The organism is Verrucosispora sp. WMMA2044 (assembly GCF_027497155.1).
GTDB lineage: Bacteria > Actinomycetota > Actinomycetes > Mycobacteriales > Micromonosporaceae > Micromonospora > Micromonospora palythoicola.
Genome location: NZ_CP114913.1, coordinates 5694921 through 5712917, shown reverse-complemented (window position 1 = coordinate 5712917; position 17997 = coordinate 5694921). Strand labels below are relative to the sequence as shown.

Genomic DNA, 17997 nt, shown 5'->3' with positions numbered 1-17997 from the left:
GTCCCCCAGGGCTGCTCCCGCTGGCAAGGCAACGGCGGCCATCACCGCTCGGCTCATCGTCTCGCTCCGGACCATCAGGGCCGCCCGCCACGGGCCGGCCGTCCAGGTCTTCGGCGGCGACACCGCCAGCGATAGCCGCATGGACGACGTGTCGATGTCGGACAGTGGGTCCGTCCTCACGCCGCCACCGGTAACCATCATCGAGATCCTCCGTTTACCCTCGCGCGATCCACTTGACTTGCAGAACGCAAAATCCGATCCGCCCATGGCAACTTGCCATTGGCAGATTAGCGGATGGTGGTCGTCCTGCTTGCGCGCCACGCGGAGGCGGCGTGTCGTGTCAGCCGCCGCGGTTCAGGCACTGGCGCCACGCCAGTCGCATCAGGTCACGATGGCGGCAGATGATCGGTGACCTGAGAGCGCACGACGAGACAGCCGACGTCGGGAGGCCACAGCGCGGCCGCGCCGGTTGACCCCGACGCGCTGCCGGTGGGTGTCCACCGACGTATTGCGGTCCGGCAGCTCAGACCTCTTCGACCGGGTTATCGACGGCCGTACGAGGTCCGTGCTGCGGCGCTGCTGTGGGCGCGTCGCGCTGTGCGGTTCGGTCTGCTCGACACGTTCGGTCCGGACGAGGACGGGACGGCTTTCCGCTGGCCGGCGGGGACCGGATCTTGCGCCGGCACCTCCGAATAGGTTCGCCGGCTGGTCAGCTTTTCATCTGATCATCCCGGTGGTGGCGGGTGTGATGTTGTCGGCGCTGGTGTGGCCGCTGGCCAGGATGAGGACGTAGGAGAACAGTCCTGGTTTGATCCCGGCGACGGTCTCGTGCGCGGCGAGCAGCTGCCCTGTGGTGGGGTCGATGATCAGTGTCGAGGTTGACCCTTCGGCCTCTACCCGGAACGTCAGTCCGGTGCGTCCGGCAAGGTCGGTCGTCGTGCCGTGGTACGTGATGCCGGGGATCGTGGCGAGGACGTGCAGGGTCGCCGCTCGCTGCTGCTGGTCGAGGTGATGGCTGGTGGCCAGCCCGACGACACCGCCGGCCAGCAGTCTGGGGTAGGCGGGCTCGTCGGCCAGCTCGGGCGGTGCCAGCAGTTGTGCCAACGCTGGCGCGTCGGTGGGAAAGGCACCGGGTAGGTAGGCGTGCAGTTCCCCGGCTGGGTAGTGGGTGGTGGTCGGCGTGGCCTGGTCGAACAGGCGCCGTTCCTGGCGGGTGGGGCGATGGTCCACGCCCGGCACGTCCGGGGCCCGGCGGGTGATTTCTGTGCCGGAGCTGTCCGCGGTGTGCCGCCAGCGTTGCAGGTCGGTGCGGACGATCGTGTTGGTCGCGCGGGCCCAGGTTTGCAGGTGCAGGTAGGTGTAGGGCAGGTCGCTGGTGGTCTCGGCGGGTGTGCTGTTGACGCTGTCCGCGAGGACCGTCAGCCGCTGCTGTGCAGTCAGTCCAGGGCTCGTGGCTGTCCGGGTAGGTGGGCTGGCCGAGGGTGTGGTGGCTGGGGAGCCGGTGGCGCTCGGTCGCGGGTCGGCGGTATGGCCGGGCTGGCATGCGGTCAGCAGGATGGCGCCGCCGCCGAGGAGTGCGGTGAGCAGGCGGCGGGCGGCGAGAGTCGGGGTCGTCATGGAGCGGCCGCGCCTCACTTGCTCTTACTCGCATGGATGACCCGCCGCTCGTAGGAGGCCAGGAGTACACGGGGGTCGGTCATGAGGGCGGTGAACCGGTCGATGTCGGTGTCGGTGATGCCGACCCGGGTGGGATGTAGCTGTGCGGCGATGTCGGCGAGGAGGCGGCAACCGGGACCGTTGCCGGTCCAGGTTTCGGTGGTGGTGTGCACGCAGTGCTGCACCATGCCGTGGTCCACGAGCAGGGTCGCGATGTCGCTGGTCCATGTCGGCGTGCCGTCGGGGCCGGTGAGTGCGTGGTGGATCTGGTGCAGCATGTGGTCGATCAGGCTCGTGTCGTCGTCCGCGGGTGTCCGGTGGATCCGCGGTGGGGTGGGGATGATGTCGGCTAGGAGGAGCCAGCCGTCGGGCCGTAGCCGGGCGATCATCTGTTCGAGCACGTCGACTGGGTCGCGGAGGGAGCCGTACGGCCAGCGGGCGACGATGTGGTCATAGCTGTCCGTCGTACCGGGCAGGAGGTCTCGGTCGAGGTCGCGCTGCTGGACGTCGATGACGCTGGTCGGGGTGAGGTGGCTGGTGTCGTGGTCGACGGCGGTGACCGACCCGTAGCGGCCGACGAGCTGCGCCAGTCGGGCGGTGATCTCACCGGGGCTGGCCCCGATCTCCAGCACCGACTGGTGGGATCGGATGTCGATCCGATCCAGGTCCGTGCGGATGACCGGGTCGAGCAACAGGTGCACGGGCCCAGGGTTGGCGGACAGCGACGTGATCGTCATCGGTTCCTCTTCAAGGCTGGATGTGGGTGACGTCGGCGGCATCGGCGCCGGCCGCGCCTGGCCGTGGGTCAGGTGGCGGGGTTGATGCGGTCGATGAGTTGCGCGGCGGCGTCGATGGGTGTGCGCTGGTGGGGCAGGAGCGGTTCGGCGGCGTAGCCGGCGACGACGGCGGCGTACGGGTCGGGCAGGTGGGTGGTGGTGCCGGCGAGTTCTTCGAGGAAGGCGAGGGCGCAGTGCGGCACGTACCAGGGGGTGTATCCGCCTTCGTGGGTGGCGACGAGTCGGCCGTGGCAGAGCCGCCCGGCGGCGTCGACGAGGAGGCGGGTCATCTGTCGGTAGGTGTCGGCGGTGAGCATCTGTCGGGCGAGGGGGTCGAAGACGTTGGCGTCGAAGCCGGCCGCGAGCAGGATCAGGTCGGGGGCGAAGCGGTCGAGGGCGGGCAGGACGACCTGGTGCATGGCGTGGAGGTAGCCGGCGTGGCCGGTGCCGGCCGGTAGCGGCACGTTGAGGGCGTACCCGACACCCGGGCCGGCGCCGTTCTCGTGGAGTCCGCCGGAGTCGGGTGGGTAGCAGTTGTTCTGGTGCAGGGAGATGGTGAGGACGGTCGGGTCGGCGTAGAAGATGGCTTGGGTGCCGTTGCCGTGGTGGACGTCGACATCGACGATCGCGATGCGGGGCAGGCCAAGTGTGGTCTGGGCGTGGCGGGCGGCGACGGCGATGGTGTTGAACAGGCAGAAGCCCATTGCGTGGTCGGCGGTGGCGTGGTGGCCCGGCGGCCGCGTCAGGGCGTAGCCGTTGGTGACCTGGCCTTCGGCGACGCGGGTGACGAGTTCGGTCAGGCCGCCGGCGGCGAGTCGGGCGATGCGGTAGCTGCCTCGGCCCACGGGTGTGAAGCCGTCGCCGGCGTCTCCTCCCCCGCGCTGGTCGCTCTGGTCTTTGATGTGCTGTACGTGGTCGCTGGTGTGTACGCGCAGGAGTTCGGTCATGGTGGCCTCGCGGGGCTCGATGGCGACGAGGTCGCGGAGCAGGCCGCTGGCGTGGATCAGGTCGTGGATACGGCGTGTGGTGTCGGCGTTGCCGATGTGCGTGCCGGGTGGGATGCCCGCGGACGGATCTGGGGGCAGGAGGCCGTCGCTGGTGCCGGTGTCGTGCCACAGGTAGTGCGGGTGGAAGACGTAGCCGGTGGGCATGGGGTGTCGCCTCCGTGAACGGGTGCCAGGGTCAGGGCGCGGTGGTGAACGTGGGGTGTGGTGTGCGGGGGTGGGGGATCGGTGCCTGGATGGCGGCGGCCAGGTCGGCGGTGAGGGCGTCGATCTGGCCGCGGGTGATGCCGGGCATGCAGATGAGGTGGCTCAGGGGCCCGTCGGTGGCCAGCAGCCATTTGGCGCGTACCGGCTCGGGTGGGGTGGGTAGGACGACGGTGAAGGCGTGGGGCCAGCGGCGGGCTGTCCAGCCGGTCGCGCGGATCTGCTCGACGGCGTAGGCGGCGATGCTGCGGGCGTGGCTGGCGCGCCAGCGGTGGCCTTCGCGGCCGTGTGCGGCGATGGCGTGCCAGAGCAGGGCGGCGGCCAGGCCGCAGCGGGAGCCGGTGATGGTGGTGTCGACGCTGGCGGTGTAGGCGATCGGCTGGCGGGCTGGTGTGCGGGCGCTGTTGCGGATGAGGACCACTCCGCAGGGTGTGGGCACGCCGAGGAACTTGTGTCCGCTGATGGCGATGCTGCTGATGCCGCTGGGGTCGTCGAGGCGGAGTTGTCCGTCGAGGGCGAGGGGGATGCCGGACAGGGCGGCGTCGACGTGCAGGTGCCCCACCATGCTGTAGGCGGTGAGGATCGTGTGGATGCGGGTGGTGTCGTCGATGGCTTCGGTCATGGTGGTGCCGGCCGTGGCGACGACGATCGCGGGCCAGCGCCGGCGTTTGCGGATCTGCGCGGCGAGGTCGTCGTAGTCCATGTCGCCGTCCGGGTGCGCCCGCACGACGACGGTGGAGGCGCCGAGCATGGTCACGATCTTGGGGATGGAGTAGTGGGCGGCGGTGGAGTAGTAGATGCGGGCGGTCGGCCACCGTCGGTAGGCGGCGTGCAGGGCGGACAGGTTGCCTTCGGTGCCGCCGGTGGTGACGTAGCCCCACCGGTCGTCGGCCGGCATGCCGAGCAGGTCGGCGACCCAGGTGATCACGGCTTGTTCCAGCACCCGTGTGTGCGCCACTCCGCCGGTGTCGGCGGGATCGCCGATGTTGTTCCACAGCCGGGCGGCGAGGCGGGTGATGACCGGGGTGTGGTCGAGGTCGACCGCGCCCGGGTAGCCGATGCTCGTCGCCGCGGCGGCGTCGGCGGTGTGGATGAGGTGGTCGAGTACGGCGGTGACGTCGATGTCGTCGCGGGTGAGGTCCGCGGCGGCGGTCAGATCGAGGGTCACGCTGCCGGCCCCCGGTCCAGGTGTGCCCGGAGGATGTCGTGCAGGGCGGCGAGACGTTGCCACACCTCGCGGATCGTCGAGTCGCCCTGCTGGGTGAGGGTGGCGTTCGGGTTGTGCCAGAGCGGGTTCCAGGCTGGGTCGAGGGGTTTGCTGGAGCGCACGCCGTCGCCGGTGCGGCGGGCGTGGGGGTCGCGGTCGACCTTGATGGCGGTGTCGTCGGTCAGCAGCACGTAGCACTGGCCCTTGAGGTCGAAGGCCGACCTGCTGTAGGCGGTGCCGGACGGGCTGCGCAGGGCGTGGGCGAGCTGATGCCAGGAGCCGTCGGCGGAGTCCAGCGTGCTCACCCCCGCGCCGGCGTAGGTCGCGTCGGGTGGAAGGGTCATGTCGCCGCCGTTGACCATCGACCGTTGCGGACCCAGGGGATGCCACGGCTGCCCGGCGGCCGCCGCAGAGGCGATGTTGGTGCGGGCGATGCCGGCCAGGTCGGTCAGCAGCGTCGGGAGATGCTGCGACTCGGGTGCGGACAGGAACAGCCGGACGGCGGTGTGCAGCCGGAAGCCCTGCGGCTCCGCCGGGGCGTCGGAGGTGAAGAACAGCATCACCGCGTGCGGGCCGAGGGCCTCGCGGGTGCCGTACCGCTCGTCGGCGGCGTGCAGGTGCCCGGCGTTGAGACGTGTGCACCGGTACACCACCTGCTGACGGAGATCCGCCCACCACCGCTCGTCACGCCCCGCTGCCTCGATGCCGAGCTGCCCGGCCGGTGCCGGCGGCACAGGTGGGGGCGGGGGCGGTTCGGGCGCAGGCTCCGACGGGTAGGCGGCGGGTCCGTAGCGGGACGGCGTTGCGTAGCCCGGCGCGGGCGACGGACCGTAGCCGGACGCAGGCCCATAGTGACGCGGTGAGCCGTACGCGTCGGGAGGTTGATGGTCGGCGGGTACCTGGCCGTGCTGCGGGTGCCAGCCGGGATGCAGCGGGTCGACGCGGCCAGCGTGGTGGCCGGCAGGTCGTTGCGCGTGAGTCATCATCGCGGTCCTCGTCAGATCGAGATGGTGATGGCGTCGGGCACCGCGTTCGGCGGCGGCGTGCCACGGCCGATACCGGCGTGGACCTGCGGCCGGAACAGCCGCAGATGCTCGGCCCACACCCCGCCGATCACTGCGGCGGCGACGATGATCAGGGGCAGCAGCAGCGGGACCAGGGACCCGGGTGCGGCGCCGAGCAGGCTGCCCGCGTTGAGGACCATCAGGCCCAGCAGCACCGTCCCGGCGATCAGACCCAGGACGGGTGCGAGGCGCCACTGCCACACGCTGGCCCGCTCACCGCGGCCAGGCAGGGGCGCGATCAGGGTGGCCAGCGACGCGGCCAGCAGCAGGCTCAGCAGGCCCATCGCTCCCACCGTGGACAGCCAGGTGAACATCTGCGTGAGCGGGTCGGCGCCGGCGGCGGCGAACCCGGCGACCACCACCGCGGCGATGCCGGTCTGGGTCAGTGAGCCGCCGCGCGGCGCGCTGACCCGCCTGCCATCCTCGGCTCCGGCGAGTCTGGCCGGCAGCACGCCCTCGCGGGCCATGGCGAACACGTACCGGGCGATCACGTTGTGGAAGCTGAGTGTCGCGGTGGCGATCCCGAGCAGCAGCGTCACCCCGGCCACGGCCACCGGCCAGGTTCCGAACCAGCCCAGGATCGTCAGCGGCAGATCGGCGTCCGCGGCGGCCCGGTCGGCCACGGTGTGCGGGCCGACCGCTACACCCATCGCCCATGCCGCCGCGGCGTACACCCCGCCGAGCACGAGCGCCCCGACCACGGTGGCCCGGCTGACCGCACGCCGGTCGACGGCCTCTTCGACGAACGAGCCGGGGGCGTCGATGCCCATCAGCGAGGCCACGCAGAACGCCACCGCCCCGCCGATGCCCCCGACCGCCAACCCGGAGGCGTCGAAGCCCTCCCAGGACAGGCCACCGGCCGCGGCCTGACCCACCCCGGCCAGCACGAACAGGGCGACGATCAGCAACGACACCACCAGGACGGCGGTCAGGACCCGGGTCGACCGGTGGATCGGCCACCGCCCGAACATCGCGACCGCCGCCAGGGCGATGCCCGCCCACACCCACCACGCCCCGCCGACCTGGGCGGCGAGGGTCGCGCCGAGCAGCCCGTAGAGGCTGATCTGGATCGCGTTGTAGGCCACCAGCGCGACCATGCCGCCGGCCACCCCCCAGCCAGGTCCGAGACCGCGGGCGAGGATGCCGTAGTAGGCCGCCGGGTGCCCGACCTGACGCGCCATCGCCGTGTACCCGACCGCCAGCACGCCCACTGCCGCGGCGACCAGCACATAGGTCAGGGGCAGCGCGCTCACCCCGGTGGTCGCGTAGATCGCCGGGATACCGCCGACCAGCACCACCAGCGGCGCCGACGCCTGCGATCCGAAGACCCACAACCCGAACGGCGTCACCGTTTTACGTTCCAGCGCCACCTGCACGCCCGCCGTCACCGCACCTCACCCCGCCCGAGCGAGTCCGGGCACGACGAGCTGCGGCAACCGTCGACCGGATGGGCGATCACGGCGCAGGCCGGGGTCGCCACCACGTACACCGCCGCCGGCCGCACCGGACCGCTACGCCAGAAGCGGTGGTCGCGGGCCAGGGCCCGGTCGGCCTGGTGCCGGTCGGTGGTGAACCCGAACAGGTCGTGGCTGCCGTTGCGCCACGCCCGCCGGATCGCGTAACCCCACCCGTCCTCGACCGACGGGCTGGCAGGTGTGGGGGCTCGTGTCGCCGCCAGCCGGGTGCGCATTGTCGATCGGCGTGACGGGCGGTGACGGGTCCGAACGCATGACACGAGGGATGCTCCTTCGTCGTCGAGACGGTGTGACAGGGGGCGGGGTGCTGCCCCGGGTCTCACGAGTGGGCCGACGGTTGCCGCCGTCGGGTGAGACCCGGGGCGCTCGGGGTGGCGGCGCGGACACCGCAGCGGGCGAGTCCGCGTCCCACGCCGCCGGAACCCGGCGGCGGCCGGGTTCGTCCGGTAGGCGGACGGGTCAGACGGGATTCGCACCTGTGCCTCCCCACGAGCGGGTGACGCGAGCGTCCGCTCGCCTCACCGGGCTGCGACCCCGGCGACCGGCTCGGGCGGGTGTCGGGTCACCTGCCGTACCGGGGTTGTGCGGATGCCGCAGCGGTCGATGTCGTGGGATCAGTTATGGCCAGACGGTGCGGTGTCGACCACTGTCGACGCGAAGATTCGACATCCACGCCGGCCCGGTGCCGGTAGCGCCGACGGCAGCCCCTCCCCCGGCGGATCGCATCGCGCCGTGAGACCTTCCGTCCCGTCTCGGCTCGCGGCAGCGCAGGTGCCCTACCACAGGTATGACCGGGTTGCCGGGCGTGTCGGATTTCGGTGTCGAGGGTGGTCGACACGAGCAGACGAGCCGTCTCCTGAACGAGGAGTCCCACACGGGCAAGGCCAGGCGGCGCAAACGTCTGCGGCCCGCGGACGCTGGGAGGGGTCATGAGGAAACGTCTGGTCGTCGACACCCACGCCAGTTCCTGCTACTTCCGCACCTCCGTCGACGACGGTGAGCGCAAGGCGCTGGTGCAGATCACCGAGCGGTGCAACCTGCACTGCGCGCACTGCTTCGTCTCCTCCACCGACACCGGAGCCGACATCGCGCTTCAGGACATGGTCGAGGTGGTCCTGCCTCGGCTGCGGCGGGCCCGGGTGACCCGGCTGACGATGACCGGCGGGGAACCGTTCGCGCATCCGCACCTGGTGCAGATGTGCGCCGCGGCAGCGCGGATGGACCTGCCCGTGAAGATCTGCACGAACGCCACCCAGACCAGCGACACGCAAATCGCCGCGCTCGCCGAGTTGGGCACCGTGCGGGTCAATGTCAGCTTCGACGGGTTCCGTCCTGCCTCGCACGGCCGGTTCCGGGGAAACCGGGACTCCTTCGCGGTCACCGTCGACACGACCCGCAGGTTCGCCGACGCCGGGCTGCTGCACGGGATCCTGTCGACACCCAACGTGCTGACCCGCCCGGAGGAGTTCACGCAGCTGTGCGCGTTCGCCGCCGACCTGGGCGCGGAGTACGTGCTGATGAACCCGCTGTCGAGCTTCGGCCGAGGAATCAAGTCCCATGGCCGGCTCGCCGCACCGGAGCAGACGATGCGGGCGATCACGGCAGCGACCGCGCCGCTGGCCGATCGGGTCGAGCTGGTGCCGATCCGGTTCCCCAACGACGAGCGGCCGTTGTCCGGCTGCGACGCCGGCACCCTGATCTACGTGTTCGCCAACGGTGACACCGCCGTGTGTCCCTATCTGGTCTTCGCCGCCCGGACACCGCAGTCACGGCACACCGACCGCGAATTCCTCGTCGGCAACATCTTCGACGGCGAGATCGCCGACGTCCTCGACGCGTACCGGTTCCACGACCGCTACCAGGTCGGCGCCGACCCGACCTGCGGCGCGTGCGCGTTGAACAGCTCCTGCGGCAAGGGCTGCCCCGCGGCGGTGGTCGCCGCCGGGCAGCGCATCGGCGCGCCGGACGCCGAGCAGTGCCCACCCGACGCGATCCGGTTCCCCCTGCTGCCCATCCCGACGACTCGGCGGTGACCGGTCATGTTCATCGTGATCGAGGGACCCAACGGCGTCGGGAAAACCACCATCGCGGGCCTGCTGGCCGAACGGCTGCGCCACCGCGGCCACCTCGTGCACCTGACATCCGAGCCCACCCGGACCCGGCTCGGGGAGCTGCTCCGCCAGGCCGAGGACGTCATCCACGGCCGGGCCCTCGCCCTCGCGATCGCGGCCGACCGCACCCTGCACGTCGAGGACGAGATCATCCCCGCGCTCGACGCCGGCCACATCGTCATCAGCGACAGGTATGTGCAGTCCTCCCTGGTCCTGCAGCGCGTCGACGCGGTCGACCTGCGGGAGATCTGGAGCTACAACCGGTACGTGCTACAACCCGCCGTCTGCTTCTACCTGGTCGACGACCCGCACACCATCGGCGCCCGCCTCACCGCCCGCCGGCAGCTGACCCGCCTGGAGGCCACCGGCACACCCGAGCGGGAACTGCAGCTCTACGACCAGGCGTTCGCGTTCCTGCACCGCCAGTCATGGCACCAAACCACCATCGACTGCCGCGGCCGGAACCCCGACCAGGTCACCTCCGCGATCCTCGACACGCTGGACCCGCTCCTCGCCCACCGCCCCGCGGCCTGACAGGCTCGCCCCTGTGTTGTCGATCCTGACGCTGAACATCCAGGCCACCTCCCGGCGACGCGCCGACGGGCTACTGCGGTGGCTCGCCGACCGGCCCGAGCAGATCCTGCTGCTGACCGAAACCAGCACCGGCGACGGCACCGCCTACCTACTCGACCAGTTCCACCGCGCCGGCTGCCACGTGCACCACCCACCCCTGCCCGGCGACCGGGGCGCGGCGATAATCAGCCGGATTCCGGTCACCGCCCGCCCGGATCTCACCGCCGGACTCAGCGTCCCCGGACGGGCCGTCGCCGCCACCATCGACACCGCACCGGCCGTCACGGTCCTCGGCGTCTACGTGCCCTCCAGCGACCGCGCCCCCGCCAAGGTCGAACGCAAACGGGCGTTCCTGGCATCCCTCACCGACGCCCTCGACCGGATGACGGCCGACGAGCGGGCCCATCTGGTGCTCGGCGGGGACTACAACGTCATCCCCCGCGACCACCAGCCGCCCTACCCCGGGGTGTGGCGGCCGTTCGAGTACGCCCTGTTCGACGCGCTCACCGCCGCCGGACTCACCGACGCACACACCCACCTCGCCCCCGGCGTCCAGCAGCACAGCTGGTTCGGGCGGGCCGGCAACGGCTACCGCTTCGACTACTGGCACATCGGCGCCGCGCTACACGACACGATCCGAGGCGGCGGCTACCTGCAGGAGCCGCGCGAACAGGGTCTCACCGACCACGCCGCCGTCACCGTCGACCTGGACCTGCCCGTCGACACCACCAGCATGATGGTGTCGTCGGGGGTCGCGCCGGCCACACTGTTCTAAACCCTGGCCGTCTGCGCCGCCCGGATCAACGAGTCGTAGGTGTCGCTGGTCCGCTCCAACGGCACCTCCAAGGCAACCGCGAACCGGTGCAGATCCGCCTGAACCTCCTCGCCCGCCTCACCAACCGCGACGATCCGCTCGATCTCCAGGAACGAGCCGATACCGTCCACCTCATCCAGACACAACGACATCCGGCCGAGCTCGGCGGTGCGGCGGGTCTTACGGATCCGCACCGTCGGGTAGAAACCCAACTGCTGGATCGCCGCGTGCATCTGATCCCGGTCGGCCACCTCCGTCTCGTGCTCCACACACGACTGCTCGTTGGCCACCGGAGTCTTCACCGTCAACAGATGCCGCCCCCGCTGCGTGCGCAGCCGCGCGAACGGCATACCGATTTTGGACTGCCCGTACTCCCATCCGACCCGCGCATAAGCCTGATCGTCCTGAACGACCGGCGTCGACAGCACCGCCCCACGCGCGGCCAGAGCCGTCTCCAGAGCGGGAAGGTCAGCGACGCGGTACTTGACCTCCACCTCGCAAACGGCCATCACGGTCGAGTCCGCCGCTGCGGATGCGTCGAAGGGCGTCACGTCGTGGCAGCCTACGGCGTGACAGCAGCAGCACATGGAAGCCACGCCCTGGCGACAGGGCGTGGTAACGATCTGCGGCAGGTAGGTGGGAAGCTACGCCGCCTTCGGGCGGTTGCGGCGTGGGACGAGCCTGGTCGTCGCCTGGGCGGTGGTCCTCTTCAACTCCGCGAGGACGGAGGTGTAGATGTCGGCGGTCATCGTGTACGAGGAGTGGCCGAGGGTGTCCTGGATTTCCTTGATGCTGGCCCCGGCCGCAAGCATCAGGGTCGCGGCGATGTGCCGCATGTCGTGGAACCGAACCGGGGGCAGGCCGCTTCGGGCGACGAGCCGGTCGAAGCGGCCGGTGACCGTCTCCGGGTGCCAGGGTCGGCCGTCGCGGCGTCGGACGAAGAAGATGTCGGTGTCCGGCCAGGCTTCGCCGGCGGCGAGCTTCCACCCCGCGCGGCGCTGACGGTAGGTGCGCAGGGTGGTCACGGTGTCGTCGCTGAGGTCGACGACCCGGTCCCCGGCCGCCGACTTCACGCCCTTTTCGATCACCTGGTAGCCGACGCTGGTGCGTTGGCTGGTGATGGTGATCGCGGCGGCTGTCAGGTCGATGTCGTAGTCGTGTAGTCCGCACAGTTCGCCTCGGCGCGGGCCGCGGTGGATGGCCAGGTCGAACAGGGGATACAGCTCGGGTTCTTCGGCTTCGGCGATGTCGAGGAACTCGCCCACCTGGGCGGGTGTCCAGACCATCACCGGGCTGGGTCGCTGCCCGGTGTGACGCCACCGGTTGACCGCCGCGTCGGTCCACAACCGAGGCCTCGGTGACTTGCCGGACCTGAGTTCGACGGACTCGGCCGGATTTCGGTCGATCAGGCGGTGATGGTAGAGACGGCGCGCGTCGTTGAGGGCCTTGCGCAGGGTCGCCAGGATGCGCTGCTGGCTGGCAGCACCGACCGTCCGTTTCCCCTTGACCGTGTCCCGGACCTCCTTCACAGGGCTGGCCTTCGCGGCGACGATCTCGGCGTTGCGGGACTCGATCGCGGTGAACACCGATTCGATGTGCGCTGCGGTGAGGTCCTGAAGAGCAACCTGCCCCAGGTGGGGTGTCCAGTACGTGGTGATGTGGTCCTGGTAGCTGCGGCGGGTCGCCGGTTGCAGCTTCGTCCGCCCCTTGATCCACTCGGCGAGGTACTCGCCGACAGTGAGCTGGGTGCCGGCGGGCACATCGGCGCGGATGCGGCGGGCCACGTGATCGCGGTCGGGCAGCGGCTGCTGGGGCGGGACCGCCTGCAGCAGGTCCGCGACCTGCCGGCGTCGAATCTCATCGCGGCCAGCGAGGTCGAGCAGCGCACGGGCGTGGTCGCGTTCGTCGGTGGCCTTGTCTCGGGTGTCGAAGCCGCCGCGGCGTAGTTGCCGCCGCCTACCGGCGGCGTCGAGGGGGAGTTCAAGCTGGTAGCGCCATGTGCCGTGGTGTGGGTTCCACCCGTTGCCCCGGCGCAGCTTGGGGCAGCGTGCGCCGAGACGTTTGCCGTCTGTGCGGCAGCTACAGAGCTTGGTGATGGATCCGTCTGCCACGAGTTCTCTCCTCGCCGACGCCGCCGGTGGGCGGGCATCGGGTTGTGGGTGTCCGTTGGGTGGTGATCGACGCTCGTCGTGGGGCGGTGATCAAGTCGCTGGTGGGGTCGGGGGTTCGCTGGGTACGCCGAGGGCGGCCAGGATCGTCGCGACGGAGACCCGGTAGCGGGAGCCGACCCGCAACACAGGCACCGGTAGCCGGTCCCCGCGTGCCAACTCGTAGGCGCTGCTACGGGACAGGCCGAAGATCTGCCCGGCGGTGGCGACATCGGTCACCGCGCCTAGTGCACGGATGCGCTCGATCGTCCAGACGGGTGGGGATGCTGAAGTGTTCAGGAAGGAGGCACGGTTCGTGCTATCCATGGCATTTGTCCTTCTTGGTGCAAGAAAGAGGGCCCGCCACCTGGGGTGGCGGGCCCTCTAGGGACAGGGTGGCGGAGTCGATGCGGCCTTCGACCGCGACGATCAGGTGTGGACAGTTCGGCTGCTGTAGACGCATCAGCCAAGTCGAGGGCCGGTTGTGGTATTGAGTCAGCCCTCGCCGCAGTCGGCTGCGGTCTCCCGCTCCTCCGACAACTCCACGCCGTAACCGAACACCGGCTTGCGTGACGTTTCGTCGACCCTCTCTACCCCCTGAGGTCCGGCCTTCCACGAGCCGACTGGGTCGGAGAACCAGAGGGCGACATTGATCAGTGCCAGATCACTTTCACCCTCCGGCACGATCATGTTGTTGATGTCGAATGTCATTAGGGTGCAGGGCGGGATGTCCACGTTCAGATCGAAAAACCTGGGACCGCTGGGCCAGCTCAGCAGGAAATCCGATGTGGCCTCGACATACAGGCGCTTTAGTGGTACGGGTGCTCGGTTCTGCACGCGCACGTGTACCGGCGCCTCCTGATCCCATGGCTTTTCCCGGATCTGCCATACGGCGACCCGCGATGCGAAGCGCTGGTCGTACCGCTGACGCTCCAGCCGTGTCATTTCCAACTGTGCCCGGTTGATCTCCTGCTGGTCGCGGTACGTTACTACCGCCACGGCCAGGGCTGGCGCCGCCAGTACGACCGCCAGCAGAGCGGAAATTCCCTGAATCCAATCCGTCGGTTTAGCGGGCTCGCGCCGTCGCGCGTCCCGCCGCCTCCGCGCCGGTCGTCGCCCTCGCATGCTGAGACCTCCTCGGCTTACCCCTCATGGTGCTGGTGGCCCGCAAGGGACCAACCCTCTGCCAGCGCTTCACGACGACCACCACGATCGCGAGGATCTCGGCTCGGGTAACCCTGCAGGACCCCGAGGTCAATGAGTCCATCGAGCAGCAATGAAGTTCAGCAGCGGCATACCGAGAGCGGATACACCGTCGTCGGCACATCGGTCCGCCGGGGCAGAGGCTAGGTCGAACAACACCTGTCACGCAGCGTCACCGACTGGGGTCGGCCACCAGATGAGGCGGCGGGTCGCCGGACGTAGATCGAACTCGGCTCGGTGTGCACTTGCTGCCGTACCTAACCTCTGCATCCGGCCTGTACGCCGACACCCCGAGCTCCATCGAGGTCGACCGCATAGGCAGCGATACCGAGGGGCCCTGCCCCGCCTCGCCGCCGTCGTGACCCTAGGTGCGGTGGTCACGTCAGTTCGGTTCCTGGCTCCGGAGTAGCCTTGCCCAGGACGAGGACGTCCTCGTGGGCGATGAGGTGCATCGGCACTCCGGATGAGCGGGCTTTGCGGACCTGCTGGAGTTGGAAGAACGATGGTCGGGCAATCAGTCGTCCACCGCGGACGGCGGCGAGCAGGGCGACGCACCGTTCGAGGGGTGTGAAGCCGGCGGCGGTGCCGGCTGCCAGGACCGCGGAGGGTAGGTCGACTAGTTCGCCTCGTTTGCGCCACGGGCGGGCGGTCACTACGACGACTCCGCCGGGGCGTAGGAGGGTGTGGCAGCCGCGCAGGATGTCGGTGAACCCGTCGACCAGGGCGGTCAGGGAGTTGCGGTAGGCGAGGTTGCCTTTGTCGTCGCCGTAGCGGTTGTCGAATTTGGTGACTCCGTCGGTTCCGGGTCGGACGAGGCCGTGCACGGTTGGTCCGTACGGTGGTGAGGTCACGACCAGGGACACCTGACCGTGCAGGGCTGCGGGGAGCAGGGTGGCCAGGCGGGTGGCGTCTCCGCGAATGATCGAGCCGCGTCCGGTGGCGCCGTGTCGGTGGGCGTGGGTGATGTTGAGGTCGGCGATGTCGGACCAGCGGGATTCGTATTCGACTCCGATGGCGTCGCGGTGTGCGTGGATGGCTTCCACGATGGTGGTGCCGATTCCGCACATCGGGTCGAGGACCAGGTCGCCGGGCTGGGTGTAGGAGCGCACGGCATGGGCGGCGATCGCCGGCAGCATCCGGGCGGGGTGTTTGACCGACTGGGGCACGTATCGGCCGCGCCGTTGAATGGGGCCGGTCGACTGGGCGGTCGCCCACACCGACAGGTCCTGCGGCCAGGCCGCAATCGTGTCGGTGCCGTCTGGTGTACCGGTGGGCTGATGCGGGGTGGGGTCAGGCATGCCGGTCACCGCCGGGTGGGGTGGTGAAGACGAGCAGGTCGGCGTGGACTTTGACGTGGAGGACGAGCTGCTCGGCGCCGGTGGCTCGGGCCAGGGACAGTAGTTCCTCGTCGGTGGCGTGGTAGGTGAATCGGTCGCCGTCGGTGTCGGCGGTGACCGCGACGATGTGTTGCAGGTATCCGAGTCCGGCGCTGGCGGCGGCGTCGACGACGGGGGTGAAGTCCTCGGGTGTCGCGACCGTCCCGGCGGGGACAGCGACGACGAGGACGAGGCATCCGCCGGGGCGCAGCAGCCGGGTGCAGGCGGCGAGCAGCCACGCGAGGCGCACGCGGTTGGCGGTGTCGCTGCTGTCATCGAGCGGCCAGGTGGCCACGACGAGGCTGGTGCGCCCTTGAAGATCGTCACCACCGCCGAGTGTGTGGGGTGGGTTGTCGGCGGGCGCCGGGTCACCGTCGGTGAGGTCGTCACCGAACCACGCTGGCGCGTCATCCGGGCCGTCGGTGTCCGGGTTGTCGCAGGTGTGCGGGTGGTGCGGGGTGGCGGGGCCGATGACCAGCGCCGGGTCGCCGGTGAACCAGGCAGGGTGGTGCCGGCGCCTGCCGCGCCGGCAGGCGGTGCTCAGCAGGTGTGCGTCAGTGAGGTCGACGACCGCGTCGTCGGGTCGGCTGTAGGCGGCCACGAGCCGGTAGGCCAGCCGGCGGGAAATGCCGTGGTGGTCGTTGCTGCCGCGGGCGGTGCGCCAGACGGTGATCGGCACCGGCGGGTCGCCGGTGATCAGATCCATGGCAGGGACGTGGGCAGTGCCGCCCGTGTGGGCGGGTTGCGGCGTGGAGTGCTCGCTCATGTGGTGTCGGCTCCGCGCCGCGCCGTGATGCGCTGACGTCTACCAATCGGTGTCTGTCAGCCCGAGCGAACACCTGCCGATCTGACAGGGACGTCAACCGGCCTGACAGCGCAGGGACGCCGACGGTGACCCGTGTCGCGGTGGCGGCGGTGTCCGGCTGGCCACTGTCCGGTTTGACCTCGACGGGTGCGACGTGGACATCGGCGTCGGACATCACGGTCACCGTTGACAGGGACGTGTCCGGCACCGTTCCCCGTCCGCGGCGTCCTCCACCGACGCCGCGACCAGTGGCATGTCCCTGTCATCGGCGGACACCTCTGACATCCCTGCCGGACACAAGCCCTGGATGAGTGGGCGGATTCTGTCAGCGACGTGGTGTCAGACATTCAGGCTCTGACAGTCCGGCGGGTTCGTCAGACCGGCTGCCGGCGTCGGGATGAGCACATGGTCGCTGGCGATTCCCCTGCGGTCGTCGGGCTGACAGCGCAGGTCAAGGAGCTGCTCGGGGCAGAGGGCCGGTGTTGCCGACCGGCGGGGAGGGCTGGTGTCAGATCCCGGGTGAACGGTGGTCGGTGACAGGCGCGGGGCGTGGTTGTCATGCCCGGGTCAGACACCGGTGGCGTACTGCTCGCACGGGATCCGCCGATGTCCGTCGGCGGCATCACCGCTGTCGTGTCCCCCTCTGTCCTCTGGGAGTTTTGACATGGTCGTAGCCGACACCCCGTCCTGGCCGGCCTCTCATCTACTGGCCGCGGACGCGGCGTTCGTGGCGCTGACGCGCGGGCCGGCGCCGTTGGCTCTTGACTGTGACCGGCTGGCGCGTGAGATCGGCCAGGACCTGGGTTTGCCGTGCGGTGTCGTGCCGTTGCCGGTGCTGCGGGACTGGCTGCTGACCCATCCCGGCGGATACGCGGGCCGTGATGCGGTGTGGCGGGAGCTGGTGCTGCGGGCCCGCTTGCGGGGCAAGGAGTGGACGATCGCCGCGGTCGGGATGGCAATGCCCGCGCTCGTGCGTATCGCCGGGCAGGTGTCCGCCGGCTACCGGGGCGATACCGCCGACATCGACAACGAGGTGCTGACGGGTTTCCTGGAGGCGTTGCGTGATCACTGCGACCTGACCGGGCCTGCGGTGTACGCGTCGCTGACCATGGCGGCGTTCCGCGCCGCGCGGCAGGTGCGGCTGGCCGACGACCAGGTGGTGCCGGTCGAGGACATCGAGTCCGCCCTCGCAGGATCCCGGACCCCGAAGGCGCCCTATGGCCATCCGGACCTGCTGGTCCGGCGCGCCGGCACCCTCGGCGTCATCGACGAGGCGGACGTGCAGCCGTGGATTGAGATCCGGCTGGGCCGGCGGGCTCCTGAACCGATCGCCGTCCGGCTCGGTATCACCGTGGACGCGTTGCGGATGCGGCTGGCCCGCGCCGACGAGCGACTCGCGCGGGCTGTCGTCGAGGGCAGCCTCAGCGAGGTCACTTCGGCCGACGTTGTCGAGCGGGCGGCGGCGCAGGCCAGGCGGCGCAGTGGCATCCGTGCTGGCAAAGCCGGCGCACGCGTCGCGGCCCGGGCTTGCGTCACGCTGGCCACCTGATTGGTGAGCCTGGGCATATGTGCCCAGGCCCAG

18 protein-coding genes are annotated in these 17997 nt (G+C 70.3%); 5 read left to right on the top strand and 13 right to left on the bottom strand.

Translation table 11 applies throughout. From position 1 onward, the window contains the following. Positions 1-717 precede the first annotated feature (717 nt). The 7 genes from O3597_RS26005 to O3597_RS25975 form a co-directional block, all read right to left on the bottom strand. Positions 718-1617, bottom strand: a complete 900-nt coding sequence (locus tag O3597_RS26005; protein WP_281602683.1) for a hypothetical protein — start codon at positions 1615-1617, stop codon at positions 718-720. Positions 1618-1631: 14 nt separating this feature from the next. Further along, a complete protein-coding gene (locus O3597_RS26000) occupies positions 1632-2393 on the bottom strand; it encodes a class I SAM-dependent methyltransferase (protein WP_281602682.1) in 762 nt (253 codons plus the stop codon). A 68-nt stretch (positions 2394-2461) separates the two neighbouring features. Continuing rightward, a complete protein-coding gene (locus O3597_RS25995; protein WP_281602681.1) occupies positions 2462-3583 on the bottom strand; it encodes a class II histone deacetylase in 1122 nt (373 codons plus the stop codon). A 31-nt stretch (positions 3584-3614) separates the two neighbouring features. Then, positions 3615-4808, bottom strand: a complete 1194-nt coding sequence (locus tag O3597_RS25990; protein WP_281602680.1) for a histidine decarboxylase — start codon at positions 4806-4808, stop codon at positions 3615-3617. Continuing rightward, positions 4805-5581, bottom strand: a complete 777-nt coding sequence (locus O3597_RS25985; protein ID WP_281602679.1) for a hypothetical protein — start codon at positions 5579-5581, stop codon at positions 4805-4807. Before O3597_RS25985 ends, O3597_RS25990 begins: the two co-directional genes overlap by 4 nt. Before the next feature lie 263 nt (positions 5582-5844). Beyond that, positions 5845-7299 carry an APC family permease gene (locus O3597_RS25980; RefSeq protein ID WP_281602678.1) on the bottom strand — a complete coding sequence of 485 codons (1455 nt, stop codon included), beginning with the start codon at positions 7297-7299 and terminating at the stop codon, positions 5845-5847. Beyond that, positions 7296-7601 (bottom strand): hypothetical protein, encoded by a 306-nt coding sequence (locus tag O3597_RS25975; RefSeq protein WP_281602677.1) that lies wholly within the window; start codon positions 7599-7601, stop codon positions 7296-7298. Before O3597_RS25975 ends, O3597_RS25980 begins: the two co-directional genes overlap by 4 nt. A gap of 714 nt (positions 7602-8315) precedes the next feature. Here O3597_RS25975 and O3597_RS25970 point away from each other — a divergent pair. From O3597_RS25970 to O3597_RS25960, 3 genes are read left to right on the top strand one after another with little or no spacing between them, the layout of a single operon-like run. Further along, a complete protein-coding gene (locus tag O3597_RS25970) occupies positions 8316-9419 on the top strand; it encodes a radical SAM protein (protein WP_281602676.1) in 1104 nt (367 codons plus the stop codon). A 6-nt stretch (positions 9420-9425) separates the two neighbouring features. Further along, complete coding sequence (gene tmk / locus O3597_RS25965) at positions 9426-10031, top strand: dTMP kinase (protein ID WP_281602675.1); 606 nt, start codon at positions 9426-9428, stop codon at positions 10029-10031. A gap of 13 nt (positions 10032-10044) precedes the next feature. After that, on the top strand, positions 10045-10845 hold the full coding sequence (locus O3597_RS25960; protein ID WP_281602674.1) for an endonuclease/exonuclease/phosphatase family protein: 801 nt from the start codon (positions 10045-10047) through the stop codon (positions 10843-10845). Here O3597_RS25960 and O3597_RS25955 read toward each other — a convergent pair. The 4 genes from O3597_RS25955 to O3597_RS25940 all read right to left on the bottom strand — a co-directional run bounded on the left by O3597_RS25955 (position 10842) and on the right by O3597_RS25940 (position 14156). After that, positions 10842-11435: a class IV adenylate cyclase gene (locus O3597_RS25955; protein WP_281602673.1), complete on the bottom strand. Its 594-nt coding sequence runs from the start codon at positions 11433-11435 to the stop codon at positions 10842-10844. The two genes, O3597_RS25960 and O3597_RS25955, sit on opposite strands and share 4 nt — an antisense overlap. Positions 11436-11528: 93 nt before the next feature. After that, complete coding sequence (locus O3597_RS25950; protein ID WP_281602672.1) at positions 11529-12995, bottom strand: tyrosine-type recombinase/integrase; 1467 nt, start codon at positions 12993-12995, stop codon at positions 11529-11531. A 90-nt stretch (positions 12996-13085) separates the two neighbouring features. Further along, positions 13086-13358: a DNA-binding protein gene (locus O3597_RS25945; RefSeq protein ID WP_281602671.1), complete on the bottom strand. Its 273-nt coding sequence runs from the start codon at positions 13356-13358 to the stop codon at positions 13086-13088. A gap of 168 nt (positions 13359-13526) precedes the next feature. Continuing rightward, positions 13527-14156: a hypothetical protein gene (locus tag O3597_RS25940; RefSeq protein ID WP_281602670.1), complete on the bottom strand. Its 630-nt coding sequence runs from the start codon at positions 14154-14156 to the stop codon at positions 13527-13529. Between the two features lie 26 nt (positions 14157-14182). Between O3597_RS25940 and O3597_RS25935 the strand changes: the two genes are divergently transcribed. After that, positions 14183-14311, top strand: coding sequence for a hypothetical protein (locus tag O3597_RS25935; protein ID WP_281602669.1), 129 nt, complete (start codon positions 14183-14185; stop codon positions 14309-14311). 300 nt (positions 14312-14611) lie between these two features. On the opposite strand, the gene O3597_RS25930 is transcribed toward O3597_RS25935, so the two are convergent. Together O3597_RS25930 and O3597_RS25925 are read right to left on the bottom strand one after the other, a co-directional pair. Beyond that, entirely contained in the window at positions 14612-15541 is a 930-nt protein-coding gene (locus O3597_RS25930; RefSeq protein WP_281602668.1) for a DNA methyltransferase, read from the bottom strand. Further along, a complete protein-coding gene (locus O3597_RS25925) occupies positions 15525-16316 on the bottom strand; it encodes a hypothetical protein (protein ID WP_281602667.1) in 792 nt (263 codons plus the stop codon). Before O3597_RS25925 ends, O3597_RS25930 begins: the two co-directional genes overlap by 17 nt. A gap of 763 nt (positions 16317-17079) precedes the next feature. Here O3597_RS25925 and O3597_RS25920 point away from each other — a divergent pair. Beyond that, a complete protein-coding gene (locus O3597_RS25920) occupies positions 17080-17964 on the top strand; it encodes a hypothetical protein (RefSeq protein WP_281602666.1) in 885 nt (294 codons plus the stop codon). Positions 17965-17997 lie beyond the last annotated feature (33 nt).

What these genes read in the sequence shown, in the direction of transcription:
- tmk (WP_281602675.1), top strand. Translation starts at nt 9,426, where the DNA reads ATGTTCATCGTGATCGAGGGACCCAACGGCGTCGGGAAAACCACCATC.
- O3597_RS26005 (WP_281602683.1), bottom strand. Translation starts at nt 1,617, where the DNA reads ATGACGACCCCGACTCTCGCCGCCCGCCGCCTGCTCACCGCACTCCTC.
- O3597_RS25920 (WP_281602666.1), top strand. Translation starts at nt 17,080, where the DNA reads ATGGTCGTAGCCGACACCCCGTCCTGGCCGGCCTCTCATCTACTGGCC.
- O3597_RS26000 (WP_281602682.1), bottom strand. Translation starts at nt 2,393, where the DNA reads ATGACGATCACGTCGCTGTCCGCCAACCCTGGGCCCGTGCACCTGTTG.
- O3597_RS25935 (WP_281602669.1), top strand. Translation starts at nt 14,183, where the DNA reads ATGGTGCTGGTGGCCCGCAAGGGACCAACCCTCTGCCAGCGCTTCACG.
- O3597_RS25995 (WP_281602681.1), bottom strand. Translation starts at nt 3,583, where the DNA reads ATGCCCACCGGCTACGTCTTCCACCCGCACTACCTGTGGCACGACACC.
- O3597_RS25925 (WP_281602667.1), bottom strand. Translation starts at nt 16,316, where the DNA reads ATGGATCTGATCACCGGCGACCCGCCGGTGCCGATCACCGTCTGGCGC.
- O3597_RS25970 (WP_281602676.1), top strand. Translation starts at nt 8,316, where the DNA reads ATGAGGAAACGTCTGGTCGTCGACACCCACGCCAGTTCCTGCTACTTC.
- O3597_RS25945 (WP_281602671.1), bottom strand. Translation starts at nt 13,358, where the DNA reads ATGGATAGCACGAACCGTGCCTCCTTCCTGAACACTTCAGCATCCCCA.
- O3597_RS25975 (WP_281602677.1), bottom strand. Translation starts at nt 7,601, where the DNA reads ATGCGCACCCGGCTGGCGGCGACACGAGCCCCCACACCTGCCAGCCCG.
- O3597_RS25940 (WP_281602670.1), bottom strand. Translation starts at nt 14,156, where the DNA reads ATGCGAGGGCGACGACCGGCGCGGAGGCGGCGGGACGCGCGACGGCGC.